Source organism: Curtobacterium sp. MCLR17_036, assembly GCF_003234445.2.
In the GTDB taxonomy this organism is placed as follows: Bacteria; Actinomycetota; Actinomycetes; order Actinomycetales; family Microbacteriaceae; genus Curtobacterium.
Window position 1 is genome coordinate 3,514,035 of sequence record NZ_CP126269.1, and the last position, 15,123, is coordinate 3,529,157.

The following is a 15,123-nucleotide window of genomic DNA, read 5'->3' on the forward strand; positions in this document are numbered from 1 at the left end:
TCGCGAGCCGCACTTGCGCCGTTCCCGCTGCGTCTGCATACTCGGTATGGGCATACCGAGTATGCCCGTTCGCAGAACGGAACGAGGAAGTGTCATGAGCGTACGGATGGGCGTACTCGCGCTGCTGGTGGGGGGACCCGGGTACGGGTACCAGCTCCGGGGGGAGTTCGAGCACCGCACCGGCGGGAGCTGGCCGTTGAACATCGGCCAGGTCTACACGACCCTCGACCGGCTCGAGCGCGACGGCCTCGTGGCCCGCGGCGACGCCGACGACGACGGGCACGTCGTCTACACGGCGACCCCCGCGGGGCACGAGGAAGTGGCGCGCTGGTTCAGCGAGCCGGTGCCGGCCAAGCGCGGTCGCGACGAGCTGGCGATCAAGTTCGCCCTCGCGGTGACGGTGCCCGGCGTCGACGTCGCCAGGCTCGTGCAGGTGCAGCGCGGTGCCGCGATCCGCAACCTGCAGGACCTGACGCGGCTCAAGCGCACGGCCGACCCGGCGTCCGACCTGGCGTGGTCGCTCGTGCTCGAGTCGATGGTGTTCCAGGCCGAGGCCGAGGTGCGCTGGCTCGACCACGTCGAGTCGAGCGTGGCCCGGTACCGACCGGACGAGCACCCTGCCGCTCCGGAATCCGCGACCGCGCCCGCCGCCGACGCAGCCCGGGGTGTCCGGTGAGCGCCGCGCCGCTGCTGCGGCTCGACGCCGTGAGCGTGCACTACGGGTCCGGCGCCAAGGCCGTCACCGCCCTCGCCGGGATCGACCTGTCGGTCCAGCGCGGCGAGATGGTCGCGGTGATGGGCACGTCGGGCTCCGGCAAGTCGACGATGCTGGCGGTCGCCGGCACCCTGCTGCCGCCGACGAGCGGCGAGGTCGTCATCGACGGCGAGTTCGTCTCCGAGCGCCCGGCGAAGGAGCTCGCGGCGCTGCGGCGTCGGCTGCTCGGTTTCGTCTTCCAGGACTTCAACCTCATCCCCTCGCTGACGGCCGTCGAGAACGTCGCCCTGCCGCTCGAACTCGACGGCTGGAAGGCCTCGCAGGCCCGCCGCGCCGCCGAGCTCGCGCTCGACAACGTGGAGCTCGGCCACCGGCTGACCGCCTACCCGGACGACCTGTCCGGCGGCCAGCAGCAGCGCGTGGCGATCGCCCGCGGGGTCGTCGGCGAGCGCCGCCTGGTGCTCGCGGACGAACCGACCGGGGCGCTCGACTCGCAGACCGGCGAGGTCGTCCTGCGCATGCTCCGCCGCCACGTCGACGCGGGTGCCGGCGCGCTGCTCGTCACCCACGACGCACGGCACGCCGCCTGGGCCGACCGGATCGTGTTCCTGCGCGACGGTCGCGTCGTCGACGAGGCCGTGTACACCGGGGTCGAGCAGGCACTCGCCGACCGGGCCGCGTCGTGAGCGGGCGACGGCGGTCCACCGGGACCGCCCAGCGCGTCCGGACACCCTTCGCACTCCGTCCCGCGCTCCGACTCGGCCGCCGACTCGCCTTCGCGAAGGCCGGGCGGGCCGCGCTCATCGTGGCGCTCATCGGGATCCCGACCGCGGGGTTCGCGGCCGTGGCCGTCGTGGTGCAGTCGACCCAGCCGACCCAGGCCGAATCGCTCGCCTACGACCTCGGCGGTGCCGCGGCGCAGATGCGCGTGTCCGGTCCCGACCTGCCCGGCATGCGGCAGGACCCGGTGCAGTGGCAGTCCACCGAGTCGGCGCGGAACAGCCCGGTGACGAAGGCGGACGGCGACGCCCCCTTCGCGGACCCGCTGTCGTTCGTCCCGGACGGGGCGCTCGCGATCCCGGTGGGCAGCGCGCCCGTCGTGCTGCAGGGGCCGAAGGGACCGGTCGGCATCACGGCGGTCGAGGGCAGCACCTGGGACCGCTCGCTCGACGGGCACTGGCGGGTGCTCGCCGGCGACCGGCCGACGGCGCGCGACGAACTCATGGTGACCCCGGCGACGCTCGACCGGCTCGGGGCGCACATCGGCGACACCGTCGACCTGACCGACCCGGTGACGAAGCGCTTCACGATCACGGGCACCATGCGCGACCTCGGGTCGGCGCCCGACACGCAGGGCGTGTTCGTGCCGTGGGGCACCACCATGACGGACACCGCGGCGACGGATGCCGGCAGCCTGCCCGACGTCACGGTCTACCTGCCGACGACGGCGCCGACCTGGTCGGAGATCCGGCAGCTCAACGCGCACGGCATCACCGTGCAGTCCCGCCCCGTCGTGCTCGACCCGCCGGACGAGCGCGTCACCGGTGGGTCCTCGGGGTCGAACCTCGGCTGGTACCTCGGCGGCCTCGCGCTGCTCGGCGTCTTCGCGATGTTCGAGGTGGCACTGCTCGCCGGTGCCGCGTTCCTGGTCGGCACCCGGGCGGACACCCGCTCGTACGCGATCATCACGAGCGTCGGCGGCGAGAAGCGGTTCGTCCGCACGATCGTCGCCGGGTCCGGGCTGGTGCTCGGGGCGACCGGCGCCGTGCTCGGCGTGCTGCTCGGCACCGGTATCGGGATGTTCACCTACCGGATCATCGACAACGGCGACGTCGTGTCGTTCCCGGGCCTGCACGTGCCGCTGCCCCTGCTGCTGACGATCGGCGGCGCCGGCGTGCTGGCGGGCCTCGTCTCCGCCCTGGTCGCGGCGCGCACGGCGACCCGCATCAACGTGCTCGCCGCCCTGCGCGGTTCCCTCCGCCCGGTCACGGTCAGCCGTCCGGCACGGCGCCGACGCCGGATCTGGGGCCCTGCGCTCATCGTCGGCGGCGCCGTGATGACGCTGGCCTGCGGCATCGGGGTCCTCGTGCTGAACGACCGCGAGGTGCAGGAAGACCACCTGGCGTGGGTCGTCGGCGCCGGGGTCGCGATCGGCCCCTGCCTCATGCAGCTCGGTGTCGCGATCTGCTCCCCGTGGCTGCTCGCCCTGGTGGCGCGGCTGTCGTCGCGTCTCGGACTCGCAGCGCGCATGGCCGCCCGCGACGCCCTGCGGAACCCGGTGCGCACCGTCCCGGTGCTCGCCAGCGTGATGAGCGTCGTCTTCGTCGCCTCGCTCGTCATCACCTGGAACGCCTCGAGCCAGGCCCGGTACGTCCGTGGCTACGACTACGCCACCGCCGTCGGGGTCGCCACGACCGAGGTCCAGGTCTCGGACGCCGACGGTGGGTCCTTCGGCGAACACGACGCCGAGCTCACCGCACGGGCCGCGAAGGTCACCGCGGGCGTGCTGCGCCACGACCGGATCCGCGTGCTCGGCGTGGTGAAGGGCGGCTCGGGCGAGACGCCGACGACCGTGACGATCCCGCACCGCTGGACGCCGTACGACTGCACCGTGAACGACACGACCGCGTGCTCGTGGTTCCTCGACACCGACGACGCGGCGGAGCCGCACATCCTGACCGGGACCGTCGACGACTACGCCGTGCTCACCGGGCACCGGCCGTCGGCCGCGGTGCGGGACGCCCTGGAGGGCGGCGAGGCCGTGTCGCTCTGGTCCGAGTACGCCCGCGACGGCGCGGTCCGCATCGACACGTTCCGCGACCGCACGTACGAGAGCCCGACGATCACCGAACGGACCCGTCCGGATTCCAGCGTCACGATCCCGGCCGTCACCGACGTGCAGTCGCCGCGGATCAAGGTCGGGGTGTTCATGACCCGGGCCACCGCGGAGCGGTACCACGTGCCGGCGGTGGACGGCCTGCTCGTCACGACGCTGCCGGGCGACCTCACGCCGAAGCAGTACGACGAACTGAGCTCCGCGTGGCAGTCGTACGGCGGGGCCGACCGCGAACGGTGGTACGGACCGCAGTTCTTCTACGAGACCGGCCCGGTGGATAACGGGGCGCTCATCCGGGCGATCGTGCTCGCGCTGGCCGCCGCCGTCACGATCGGCGCGACCGCGGTCGCACTCGGGTTGGCGCGGTCGGACGGCCGCCGCGACGACGAGGTGCTCGACGCCGTCGGCGCGGCACCCCGTCTGCGCCGGCAGGTGTCGACCTGGCAGGCGGCGATCCTCACCACGGTCGGGGCCGTGATCGGGACGCTGCTCGGGCTGCTGCCGATCCGGGCGCTCACGATCCGGTTCGGCGAGCAGGCCGCCGGCGTGAACCACCTGCCGTTCGTCCCGGACTGGCCGGTGCTCGGGCTGCTGGCGATCGGCCTGCCGCTGGTCGTGTCGGCCGGCGCCTGGCTGACCACCCGGAGCCGGCGCCGGGTCGCGGTGCGACGGGCGCACTGAACGGACGGGAGCACTGAACGGACGGGCGCACTGAACGAACGGGAGCACGAACGGACGGGAGGCCCGTGGCGGCGCCGCCACGGGCCTCCCGTCCGTCACATCGTGAGCAGGAACGGTCGGGTCGCTGCGGGTGAGCCGACCGTTCCTGCTCACGAAGCGGCGAGCGCCGCGCTCAGTCGGGCACGCAGAAGGACTCGACGGTGACGTGCACGCCGTCCGGGCCCCCACCGAGGCGCATCCGCTCGACCGCGGCGTCCGTCCGCAGCGGCATGACGAGGTCGGTCCCCATCGCCCGGTCGACCGGGGCGTAGCCGGACGCCTTCCAGCCCGAGAGCACCCGGGGCGCCAGGTCCTGCGGCCGGGCCGAGGGCAGCACGAGCGAGCCGGTCCAGCGCCGCCCGCGGTCGTCGCACCGCTCCGGTACGAGGGCGACCGCCGGCGGCTCGGCGGCGGCCGGCGTCGGGGACGACAGGTCGTCGAGCGGGCCGGCCCAGCGGACCGTGTCCTCGAGCAGGGCACGCGTCCCCGCCTCGACCGCAGCGGGGCCGAGCGACGTCCGGGTCACGGGTGTCGGCCCCGGCCACTCGGGGTCCGTCGTCGGGGCGGGTCGGTCGGTCACCACGGCCGGGTCGCGCTCGGACGACGGGTCCGGCAGGCCGCTGCCGGAGAACGACGGCCCGACCGCGAGTACCCCGGCGAGGCCGATCGCGACGACCGCGTCCACCGGCCACACTGTCTCGGGCAGAAGCTCGCGCTCGCCCGATGCGCGCTGGCGCCGCCGCCGGAGCAGCACCGCTGCAGCGAGGAACCCGACCCCGGCGAGCACGACCGGCAGCTCGACGCCGACCGGCACGATGCCGAGCCCGACGCTCCACCACGTCGCCGGCACGACCGTCGCGAGCGCCGCCGAGCAGTACGCGGCGACGACCAGTCGGTTCTCGCGACGGGGCAACGGCTCGGTGTACGGACGGCGCCCCGGCGCGATCCACAGCGTCGCGGCGACCGCGTTGACGGCGACGCCGATCCGGCCGAGGCCCAGACCCGCGAACTGCCCGACGTCCCACGGGAAGTGCCCGTCGGACGGGCCGTCGTACCGGGTGTGCCCGGCGACGTGCAGCAGCACCAGCGCCCCGGCGGCCCCGAGCAGGTACAGCGCCCAGGTCCACCGCGGCGCGCCCGCCCGCCGCAGGGCCGCGGCGACGAACAGCACGGACAGCGGCATGACGAGCAGCAGGGCGGTGCCCGCCGCACCGTCGAAGGCTTCCGGGTCCACGCCTCGACGCTAGGGGCGCGCGGCGGTGCGGCCCGCCCTCCGACGTCGCGACTGTGTCCCCCGACCCATCGGGGCCCTGGTGGCGACACGCGACGGACGGGAGGCCCGTGGCGGCGTCACCACGGGCCTCCCGTCCGGCACGTGGTGCGCAGCGCGTCGCGCTCAGCCGAGCTCGGGCATCGGCTCCGCGTAGGTGCGGAAGTCGCCGCGCTCGGTGTGGATCGCCCACAGGCGGTCGGCGATGGACTCACCGGAGTGCTCGGGCTGCCCGTCGTCGATGCCGAACGGGATGATGAGCTGGCCGACGTGCACGTCCTCGTCGCGGACGGCGTCGTGGAGCAGCTGGGCGTACGCGCTCTCGCCGGCGAAGGCGACGGACGTGCCGGTGACGCGGGCACCCGGGCGGACCGCGCTGCCGCCGTTCACGAACAGGATCGTGCCGTGGCCGATCGCGCGCATGCCGGGCAGCACCTGGCGGACGGCGTTGACCGAGCCGTAGACCGAGAACTCGATCGGACCGACCAGGTCCTCCGCCGTGGTCTCGAGCACGGGGCGCATGTACTCCTTGGCGGGGAGCGGGCTGTACTGCAACACCTCGATCGGGCCGAGCTGCTCGGTGGCGCGCTCGAGCGCGGTGCGCAGCGAGTCCCCGTCGCGGACGTTCGCGGCGAACCCGGCGGCGGTGTGGCCGCGCTCGCGCAGTTCCGCGGCGAGGCCGTCCAGGCGGTCCTGGTTGCGGGAGATCAGGGCGACGGCGAAGCCCTCTCGGGCGAAGCGCTCGGCGACGGCGATGCCGAGGCCCTTGCCGGCGCCGACGATGGCGATGGTGGTCATGTGCTGGTCCTTCCGGGACGACGTGGTGCCGACCGACACCCACTGAACCAAGCCGGGGACCGTGCTCCCCCAGGCGTTTCCCGAACACGGCGTGTGGGATCGACGCACGACCCCGGGAGGATCATCGTGGACACACCCGCCGGAACGCCCCGCAGCCGCCGACGCTGGTCGGCGGCCGGCCTCGCCGCCGTCGCCGCACTGGCCCTGGTGCTGGCTCTCAGCGCCTGCACGAGCGGTGGCGGAGCGGAGCAGGACGGATCCGACCGGGGCGGTCCGCCGTCGGCGCGCGCGACCGCGCCCGCCGACCTGTCGGCCGGTCAGGTGGCGCTCGACGGTGAGACCACCGACGTGGTCACCGGCCTGGAGGCCCCCTGGTCGGTGGTCCTGACCGGCGACGACGGCGACGCGCTGGTCAGCGAGCGCGACTCGGCCCGGGTGCTCGAGCTGCGGTCCGACGGCACCACCCGTCAGGTCGGCACCGTCGACGGTGTCAGCCACGGCGGCGAGGGCGGACTGCTCGGACTCGCGCTGCACGACGACGACCTGTTCGTCTACTCGACCGCCGACGACGGCAACCGGATCCAGCGGTACGAGCTGACCGGCAGCGCCGGGTCGTGGGGCCTCGGCGACGCGACGACGATCATCGACGGCCTGCCGAAGAACACCTTCCACGACGGCGGCCGGATCGCCTTCGGGCCCGACGACATGCTCTACGCGAGCGTCGGGGACGCCGGTGCGAGCACGGACGCGCAGGACGAGGACTCGCTCGCGGGCAAGATCCTGCGGCTCACCCCGGACGGCGACGTGCCCGTCGACAACCCGATCGACGGGTCGCCGGTGTGGAGCCTCGGGCACCGCAACGTGCAGGGCATGGGGTGGACGTCGGACGGCACGATGTTCGCGTCGGAGTTCGGTGAGGACGCCCACGACGAGCTCAACGTCATCGAGCCCGGGTCGAACTACGGCTGGCCCGAGGTCGAGGGCACCGGCGGCGAGGACCAGGGCTTCGTCGACCCCGTGCAGCAGTGGTCCACCGACGAGGCGTCGCCGAGCGGCCTCGCGGTCGTCGACGACACCGTCTTCGTCGCGAACCTGCAGGGCCGTGTCCTCCGCGCGGTCCCCGCCGACGACCCCGGCACCGCGACCGAGTACTTCGCGGGCGACTTCGGCCGGATCCGGACCGTGCTCGAGGGGCCGTCGGACACGCTCTGGTTCGTGACGAACAACACCGACGGCCGCGGGACCCCGGCGAGCGGTGACGACCGGATCGTCTCGGTGCCGATCACGCGGGGCTGACGCGGCACCGTCAGACGACGAGCGGGTTCGCGACCTCGAGTCCACCGTGGTCGACGAGCCAACGGACAGCGTCGAGCACGGTCTCCTCGGCGGTGTACGCGGGTGCGTAGCCGAGCAGCCGCGTCGCCTTCTCGATCGAGAAGACCTGGCTGCGGGACAGGTGCTGCCAGCTCGCGTCGGCGTGCTCGGGGGCCGTGGTCTCGCGGAACCGGTCCCACGAGACGGGGTCGAGCCGGGCCTCCTGGCCGAACCAGGACGCTGCCAGGTGGGCGTACCCGCGCACGGTGAGTGCCGTCGGGGCGGTGACGGAGAAGTCCTCGCCCGCCGCCGCGTCGCGGTGCTCGACCGCGAGCTCGAAGGCCTGCGCCACGTCGTCGGCGTGCACGTGGGCCATCGTATCGGCGCCGAGGCCGGGGACCTCGAGCGGTTCGCCGGCGGACAGCTTCGTGAGCACCGAGGTGTCGAGGTTGCCGAGCGGACCGATCGGCGTCCAGCCCGGACCGCTGATGTGGCCGGGGTGGAGCGACGTGGTGACCAGACCGCCTGATGCGGTCTCCTCCTTGAGCATCCGGGCGATGGCGTCCTTCTGGACGCCGTACTCGCCGGAGGGCGGGGTCGCGTTCTCCTCGGTGATCGGGAGCACGTGCGAGACGCCGGCACGCCAGATCGAACCGCACTGCACCAGGTGCGTGCCGGTGCCGCGCAGGGCTGCGACGAGCGCGGCGGCGGACGACTCCGTGAAGCAGACCAGGTCGACGACCGCGTCGGCGCCGAGCGCGGCGATCCGGTCGCCGAAGGTGCCGTCACGGTCCTCCTGCTCACGGTCGGCCGTGACCCGCTCGACCTGCTGCCACTCGGGGGCGTCGGCGTAGGGGGTGCTCGTGCCGCGGCTGACGGCGACGACCCGGTGGCCGGCGCGGACGAGACGGGGGACGAGGAACGATCCGATGTGGCCGGTGGCTCCGATGACGACGATGTGCATGCGGCCCACCGTAGGCCGAGGCGTGCGGATCGTGAGCAGGAACGGTCGGGTGCGGCGGTACGACCCGACCGTTCCTGCACACGAAGCGCGAAGCGCGCGCGACCGGCGAGCGGTCGGACGGGCGGTCTCAGTCGACCACGGCGCCCATCGCGGCCCGGGTCGCTGCGGCGAGGTCTTCGGCGGGAGCGCTGAGCAGGCCCTTCACGAAGCGGGAGTCGTCGTCCGCCAGCACCTCCCACGCGCCGGCCAGGACGCCGTCGTACGCCTGGGTCACGACGTGCTCCGGGGTCGACTTCGGCACGTCGAACCGCGCGCCCATGGCGGTGTCGACCATGCCGACGATGAGCCCGGTGACCGCGGTGCCCTGGCCGGCGAGTTCGGTCCGCAGACCGTTCGTCGCGGCCAGCGCGGCGGCCTTCGACGCCGCGTAGACCGTGGGCAGCGGGATCCAGGCGGCCAGCGAGAGCACGTTGAGCACCGCACCGCCGCCGTTCGCCGCGAGGACCGGTGCGAACGCCGCCGAGACCCGGATGACGCCGAAGGTGTTCGTCGCGAACACGTGCTCGAGCGTGTCGTCGGCGACGGAGACGAGGGAGACGTCCACCTCGGGTGCGATGCCGGCGTTGTTGACGAGCAGGTCGGCGTCGGACGCGGTCGCGACGGCCGCGGCGATCGACGACGGGTCGGTCACGTCGAGTGCGATCGGGACGACGCGCTCGTCGTCCCAGGCGCGCGGTGAGCGGGCGGCGGCGTACACGCGTCGTGCACCGCGCTCGAGTGCCTGGCGGACGAACTCGGTGCCGAGCCCTCCGTTGGCGCCGGTGACGAGCACGGTGCGGTCGGTGAACTCTTCGGTCATGGTGACTCCTGCGGTAGGCTCGGTGGAAACGGGGATGCTCCCCGGAACAGTATGTGGGGACACTCCCCACATCCGTCAAGTCCGGGAGGTCCCGTGCGCGCCGACGCCCGCCGCAACCGCGACGCGATCCTCGCCGCGGCGCGCGACTTGTTCGAGTCCGAGGGCATCCTGGCGCCCATCGACGGCATCGCCACCCGGGCCGGGGTCGGGAACGCGACGCTCTACCGGAACTTCCCGACGCGGGACGACCTGCTCGCGGCGGTCATGACCGACACCGTGCACCGGGTGATCGACGACTCCGCGGAGCTCGAGGACCAGGAACCGGTACCGGCCCTGCAGGAGTGGATGTTCCGGTTGGCGTGGGGGCTCCGGGTCTGGCAGGACCTGCCGACCTGCATCGCCGACGCCGTCGACGACGAGGACTCGCCCGTCCGGACGATCTGCTCGCGACTCACGGCCCGGACGGCGGAGTTCCTCGAGCGGGCGCGCGGAACGGCGAGCAGCACCGACGACGAGGTCGACGCCTCGGCAGTGTTCGAGCTCTTGACGGCGGTGTCGTGGGGGCTCGACCGGTTCGGGGACGACGAGGCGCGTGCGCGGAAGCGGGTCCGACTCGCGACCGCCGGGGTGGTCGCAGCGGCCTGACCGGCGCGCGACGTGCGCGGCAATGGCCGGGCGCGGCACAGGGCGGGCGCGGGCCGGGCGCGGAGGAACATCATGAGCAGGAACGGTCGGGTGCGCGGGTGCGACCCGACCATTCCTGCTCACGAAGCGGGACGTGCGCGGGTGCGACCCGACCGTTCCTGCTCACGAAGCGCGACGACCGCGCTCCGGGATTCAGGCGGTGGTGATCACCTTCACCGAGCCGGCCACGGTGGCGGCGTCCTCGGCGAGCGCGACGACCGGGTCCGGCAGGCCGGTGGTGGCGCCGACGGCCTTGCGGAGGCCCCACCCGACGAACGAACCGACGACGGCGCCGATGCCGCCGAGGATCGCGCCCTCGATGCGCAGGTCGCGCCTGCCGGTGGTGCCGAGGGCCGCGCCGACGAGCGCACCGGACCCGATCCGGCCGATGAGTCCGGTGGGGGAGATGCGGTTCGGGGTCTTCGGCAGCTTGTCGCCGACGAGCTCACCCACGGCCGAGGCGACGAGCAGCCCTCGGCCGATCGGCGTGCTGAAGACCTTCCAGTCCTGCCAGGCCCCCTTCAGCGAGGACCGGTCGTGGTTGAGGGCCATCACGGCGAGCGGCGTGGCGCTGCGCCCACCGCTGAGGATGCCGAGGACCAGTGTCCGGACCAGGGTGTGCTGCTCGTGCTGCTTGCTCATCGTGTCTCCTTGACGTGTCACGGCCGACGCTACCCACCGCGACCTGGTGCGCTCCGAGACTCCTCGTCGGCGTCCCCCGGGTGCTGAGCCACGGCGAGTACCGTCCGGGCCATGAGCAACGTCATCGTCTTCGGCGGCCACGGCAAGGTCGCACTCCTCGCCACCCGCATCCTGTCCGAGCGCGGCCACTCGGTCACCTCCGTCATCCGCAAGGCCGAGCAGTCCGACGAGGTCCGTGCGCACGGCGGTGAACCCCGCGTCGCCGACGTCCAGCAGCAGTCCCTCACCGACTTCGCCGACCTGGTGCGCGGGCACGACGCCGTCGTGTGGTCCGCCGGTGCCGGTGGTGGTTCCGCCGACCGCACGTGGGCGATCGACCGCGACGCGGCCGTGCTCTCGATGCAGGGCGCCGCGCAGGCCGGCGTCGAGCGGTACGTCATGGTGTCCTGGTCCGGCTCCGAGCTCGACCACGGGGTGCCGCAGGACGACGACTTCTTCGCCTACGCCCAGTCCAAGATGGTCGCCGACGCCGTGCTCCGCGACTCGGGGCTGTCCTGGACCGTCGTGGCGCCGAGCACCCTGACCGACGACGACGCCACCGGCTCGGTCGACTGGGACGGCTCGTCGTCGCAGGTCGCCCGCGGCGACGTCGCCCACGTGGTCGCCGACGCCGTCGAGCGCCCCGAGGCCGTCGGTCGCACCTACCGCTTCAACCATGGTTCGACGCCGATCGCGGACTTCGTGCGCGAGAGCGGCGCCTGACCGACCGCAGCACCCGCCACCACCGCACCCGCCACCAGCGGCGCGGCGGCCACCACCACAGCGGTGGCGGCCGCCGCCGTGAGCGCTCTCACCGCGCTCAGTAGAGGGCCGCGATGCCCGTCAGGTCGCCGAGCCCGAGCGTGCGGGCGCCGAGGTCGCAGTACCCGCCGGACGGCTGCATGACCTGACCGGTGCCGGTCTTCACGTGTGCGAGGCCGTAGACGTGGCCCCACTCGTGCGTCGCGACGGCCTGGGTGTCGAAGCGGCCGCCGGAGCACGCGGCGGTCGAGCTCCACTTGTACCCGGTCGCGTACCGCTGGTCGGACTCCTTGGCGACGCCGCTGCCGTCGTACCAGACGCACGTCACCCCGAGGGTGCCGGCGGGCAGCTTGCCCCAGCCCATGACGCTGTACCCGTTGCTGCTCGTGCAGCCGCCACGGTCGGTCAGGCCCGGAGCCTGCGTCGCCAGGCGGAGGTACCCGTTGCGCGCCGTGGAGGTGACGGTGGTCCCGCACGCGGCGATCGTGCCGGTCCAGGCGTTCGCCGCCTTGCGCAGCGCGTCCTTCGCGTACGTCGACTTCTGCCCCGACTCGTTGTAGTACCACTGCACCGAGCCCGCCCACCGGTACCCCGTCGTCGCGTACGACCTGTTCGTGCACTTCGGGTCGGCGGCGGCCCGGGTCGTGGCGGTCGGGGCGGTCGCCTCGCGTGCCGCGGCGGCGCGGGAAGCCGCCGACGCCGCTGCCGAGGAGCCCTTCCAGACGTCGTCGATCCGCACCGCGACGCCGGACGACCCGGTGTTCGAGACGACGACCTCGGGCAGTTCGGCCGCGCCGGGGACCGACGAGCTGGTCGCGGCGACGCTCTCGCCGGGAGCCGGCACGGTGAACGTGCGGCCGTCCGGCAGGGCGACCGACCCGGACGCGACGGTGCAGCCGCTCTGCAGCGCCCGCAGCGTGAGCGTGCCGTCGACGCAGTGCTCCGCAGCGGTCGGCGTCGCCGCCTGCGCCGGTGCGGCGCCGATCGTGAGTCCCGCAGCGAGGGCGATGACCGCCCCCGCGGTGAAGCCGTTCCGGACAGGTCGCATGGTTGCCTTCCCGCGACGGACCCCTGTGCCCGCCGTCCCTGGTCGGTCCATGCTCGCGGATGCACCCCGCCCGGGTCCAGCGGTTCGCCGAGAGGACAGCGCCCCACGCGCTGCCAGCGCGCTTCCTGCGCGCTTCGGGTCGGACGGGAGGCCCGTGGCGGCGCCGCACCGCGCCTCCCGTCCGACGCCGGGTCGCGCCCACCACCGGACGCACCCCACACCAGCGATGGTCGGGTGCGCGAACGCGACCCGACCATCCCTGCTCACGGACCGCGCGGGACGCGCGTGTCCGCTCGTCGTCAGCGCGCCGCGGCGACCTCCTGGTCGCGCTCGGCGGCCTCGGCCTCGGTCCGGCGCTTCGCTCGGCCGCGCATCACGATCGACGCGCCGTACACCAGCACGATCGCGGCGAGCAGTCCGACGATCACGGCGACCTGTCCACCGGCACCGGCGAGGTGCCCGAAGACCAGGCCCACGACGCCGAAGTCGGCGTCCGAGAAGGTCGAGTTCGCCAGTCCCACATCGCCGAGCACCGGCAGGAGCAGCAGCGGCAGGAAGGTGATGGCGAGCCCGTTCGTGAACGCGCCGAGCACCGCGCCGCGTCGGCCGCCCGCGCCGTTGCCGATGACGCCGGAGGCCGCGCCGGTCATGAAGTGCGCGACGACCCCCGGGATGATGACCGCGGTGCCGCTCACGGCCATGACGACCATGCCGACGATGCCGCCGGCGAAGCTCGACAGGAAGCCGATGAGCACGGCGTTCGGGGCGAACGTGAACACGATCGGCACGTCGAGCGCCGGCTTCGCGTTCTTCACGAGCCGCTCGCTGATGCCCTTGAAGGCCGGCACGATCTCGGCCAGGACGACGCGGACGCCGGCCAGGATGATGAAGACACCGGCGGAGAACGTGGCGGCCTGCATCACCGCGAAGATGATGAAGTTCTGGCCGTCGCTCAGCTCGGACTCGATGTACCCGGCACCGGCGAACAGTGCGACGACGACGTAGATGACGCCCATCGACAGCGCCACGATGACGGTGGTGTCGCGCAGGAAGCCGAGGCCGGACGGGAACGCGATGTCCTCGGTCGACTTCGACGGCTTCTTCTTGCTGCGGGTCAGGGTCGCGACGACACCGCTCAGGGCGATGCCGGCACCGCCGGTGTGCCCGAGTGCGACGTCGTCGGTGCCCGTGACCTTGCGCATGAAGGGCTGCACGACGGCGGGGGAGACCGTCATGACGATGCCCTGGGCGATCGAGCCCCACAGGATGACCTGCCACGTGCTGAACCCGGCGACGCCGAAGATCACCGCGACCATCGCCGCCATGTAGAAGGCGACGTGGCCGGACAGGTAGATGTACTTGAACTGCGTCGTCGCGGCGAGCACGACGTTGACGATCATGCCGAAGAAGAAGATGAGCGCGGCGGCGGAGCCGTACTCGAGCAGCACCTGGCCGACGATCGCCTCGTTGTTCGGCACGACGCCCTGCACGTTGAACGCGTGCTGGAACATGTCGCCGAACGGCGAGAGCGAGGCGCTGACCACACCGGCGCCGGCCGCGAGCACGAGGAAGCCGACCAGGGTGCGGACGGTGCCCTTGAAGACGTCGCTGCCGCTCTTCCGCTGGATCGCGAGCCCGATCAGCGAGATGAGCGCGACGATGATCGACGGCTGTCGGAACAGGTCGAGCAGGATCGAGACGAACCCGTTCATCGTCAGGCCCCCGCGGGGACGTCGACGCCGTGGCGGGTGAGGGCCGCGGCGGTCTTCGTCTTGATCTCGGAGAAGTCGATGAGGCTGTCGAGCACGACCACGTCACCGAGGTCCTGGGCGGCCTCGGCGATGTCCTTGCCGACGAAGACGACGTCGGCCGAGGTGGACGAGGCCGAACCGAGGTCGGTGTGGTCGACGTCGACCCCGCTGACCCCGAGCTCCTTGAGCGCCTTGTCGATGTTCATGTGGGTCATGAAGCTGGAGCCGAGGCCGGTGCTGCAGACGGCGAGGATCTTCATGCGTTCTGTCCGATCTGTGAGAGGACCGACGTGACGTCGGCGGGGGTGGTGGCGTCGAGGAGCCCGGCGCGGGCGTCCTCGTCGGTGAGCAGGACGGCGAGTTCCTGCATCGTCTGGATGTGCTCGCTCGAGTCGCTCGCGGCGAGGCACAGGAACAGGTCGATCGGGTGCGCCGGGTCGTCGGCGAGCAGCACGGCGGGCCGCACGCGCAGGTACGACAACGCCGGTCGGACCACGCCGGCCTCGGGGCGGGCGTGGGCGAGGGCGACGCCGGACCCGAGGTCGATGTACGTGCCGCCGGGTGCCGCGACCGCGGTCGTCATCGCCTCGACGTAGTCGGGGGTGATCGACCCGTCGTCGACCAGCGGCGCCGACACGAGGTCGATCGCCTGCTGCCACGATTCGACGTCCGCGGCGAAGCGGATCCGGTCGGGGGTGAGACGTTCTCTGAGCATGGTGTT

Annotated in this window: 15 protein-coding genes; 6 read left to right on the plus strand and 9 right to left on the minus strand. The window is 73.1% G+C overall.

The genetic code is table 11. The features are described from left to right. Positions 1–94: 94 nt before the first annotated feature. Genes DEI99_RS16600 through DEI99_RS16610 form a run of 3 tightly spaced genes read left to right on the plus strand, consistent with a single transcriptional unit; the run spans position 95 to position 4,232 of the window. The gene (locus DEI99_RS16600) at positions 95–676 is read left to right on the plus strand and encodes a PadR family transcriptional regulator (protein ID WP_258369134.1); all 582 of its coding nucleotides are present in this window, start codon (positions 95–97) and stop codon (positions 674–676) included. Next, positions 673–1,401, plus strand: coding sequence for an ABC transporter ATP-binding protein (locus tag DEI99_RS16605; RefSeq protein WP_071259064.1), 729 nt, complete (start codon positions 673–675; stop codon positions 1,399–1,401). Before DEI99_RS16600 ends, DEI99_RS16605 begins: the two co-directional genes overlap by 4 nt. Next, positions 1,398–4,232, plus strand: coding sequence for an ABC transporter permease (locus DEI99_RS16610; RefSeq protein ID WP_111040405.1), 2,835 nt, complete (start codon positions 1,398–1,400; stop codon positions 4,230–4,232). Before DEI99_RS16605 ends, DEI99_RS16610 begins: the two co-directional genes overlap by 4 nt. A gap of 172 nt (positions 4,233–4,404) precedes the next feature. Here DEI99_RS16610 and DEI99_RS16615 read toward each other — a convergent pair whose 3' ends face one another. Both DEI99_RS16615 and DEI99_RS16620 read right to left on the minus strand, forming a co-directional pair. Next, positions 4,405–5,505, minus strand: a complete 1,101-nt coding sequence (locus DEI99_RS16615; protein WP_111040406.1) for a hypothetical protein — start codon at positions 5,503–5,505, stop codon at positions 4,405–4,407. A 162-nt stretch (positions 5,506–5,667) separates the two neighbouring features. Next, positions 5,668–6,339 carry an SDR family NAD(P)-dependent oxidoreductase gene (locus DEI99_RS16620; RefSeq protein WP_071297718.1) on the minus strand — a complete coding sequence of 224 codons (672 nt, stop codon included), beginning with the start codon at positions 6,337–6,339 and terminating at the stop codon, positions 5,668–5,670. A 126-nt stretch (positions 6,340–6,465) separates the two neighbouring features. On the opposite strand from DEI99_RS16620, the gene DEI99_RS16625 reads away from it, so the two are divergent. Further along, positions 6,466–7,635, plus strand: a complete 1,170-nt coding sequence (locus tag DEI99_RS16625) for a PQQ-dependent sugar dehydrogenase (protein WP_111040484.1) — start codon at positions 6,466–6,468, stop codon at positions 7,633–7,635. 10 nt (positions 7,636–7,645) lie between these two features. Here the strand turns inward: DEI99_RS16625 and DEI99_RS16630 are convergent, their stop codons facing one another. Both DEI99_RS16630 and DEI99_RS16635 read right to left on the minus strand, forming a co-directional pair. After that, positions 7,646–8,617: an NAD-dependent epimerase/dehydratase family protein gene (locus DEI99_RS16630; RefSeq protein ID WP_111040485.1), complete on the minus strand. Its 972-nt coding sequence runs from the start codon at positions 8,615–8,617 to the stop codon at positions 7,646–7,648. Between the two features lie 127 nt (positions 8,618–8,744). Continuing rightward, entirely contained in the window at positions 8,745–9,476 is a 732-nt protein-coding gene (locus DEI99_RS16635; RefSeq protein WP_111040407.1) for an SDR family oxidoreductase, read from the minus strand. 93 nt (positions 9,477–9,569) lie between these two features. Between DEI99_RS16635 and DEI99_RS16640 the strand changes: the two genes are divergently transcribed. Next, positions 9,570–10,121, plus strand: a complete 552-nt coding sequence (locus DEI99_RS16640; protein ID WP_258369135.1) for a TetR/AcrR family transcriptional regulator — start codon at positions 9,570–9,572, stop codon at positions 10,119–10,121. A gap of 192 nt (positions 10,122–10,313) precedes the next feature. Here the strand turns inward: DEI99_RS16640 and DEI99_RS16645 are convergent, their stop codons facing one another. Then, entirely contained in the window at positions 10,314–10,802 is a 489-nt protein-coding gene (locus DEI99_RS16645) for a DUF4126 family protein (protein WP_111040409.1), read from the minus strand. A 111-nt stretch (positions 10,803–10,913) separates the two neighbouring features. On the opposite strand from DEI99_RS16645, the gene DEI99_RS16650 reads away from it, so the two are divergent. Then, positions 10,914–11,564, plus strand: a complete 651-nt coding sequence (locus DEI99_RS16650; protein WP_111040410.1) for an SDR family oxidoreductase — start codon at positions 10,914–10,916, stop codon at positions 11,562–11,564. Between the two features lie 97 nt (positions 11,565–11,661). Here DEI99_RS16650 and DEI99_RS16655 read toward each other — a convergent pair whose 3' ends face one another. From DEI99_RS16655 to DEI99_RS16670, 4 genes are all read right to left on the minus strand, one after another. Beyond that, positions 11,662–12,651 (minus strand): matrixin family metalloprotease, encoded by a 990-nt coding sequence (locus DEI99_RS16655; protein WP_111040411.1) that lies wholly within the window; start codon positions 12,649–12,651, stop codon positions 11,662–11,664. Positions 12,652–12,950: 299 nt separating this feature from the next. Next, positions 12,951–14,363, minus strand: a complete 1,413-nt coding sequence (gene ulaA / locus DEI99_RS16660; RefSeq protein WP_111040412.1) for a PTS ascorbate transporter subunit IIC — start codon at positions 14,361–14,363, stop codon at positions 12,951–12,953. Between the two features lie 2 nt (positions 14,364–14,365). Beyond that, positions 14,366–14,662, minus strand: a complete 297-nt coding sequence (locus DEI99_RS16665; RefSeq protein ID WP_071258974.1) for a PTS sugar transporter subunit IIB — start codon at positions 14,660–14,662, stop codon at positions 14,366–14,368. Continuing rightward, the gene (locus tag DEI99_RS16670; RefSeq protein ID WP_111040413.1) at positions 14,659–15,117 is read right to left on the minus strand and encodes a PTS sugar transporter subunit IIA; all 459 of its coding nucleotides are present in this window, start codon (positions 15,115–15,117) and stop codon (positions 14,659–14,661) included. The genes DEI99_RS16665 and DEI99_RS16670 overlap by 4 nt, the downstream gene beginning before the upstream one ends. Positions 15,118–15,123: the final 6 nt, after the last annotated feature.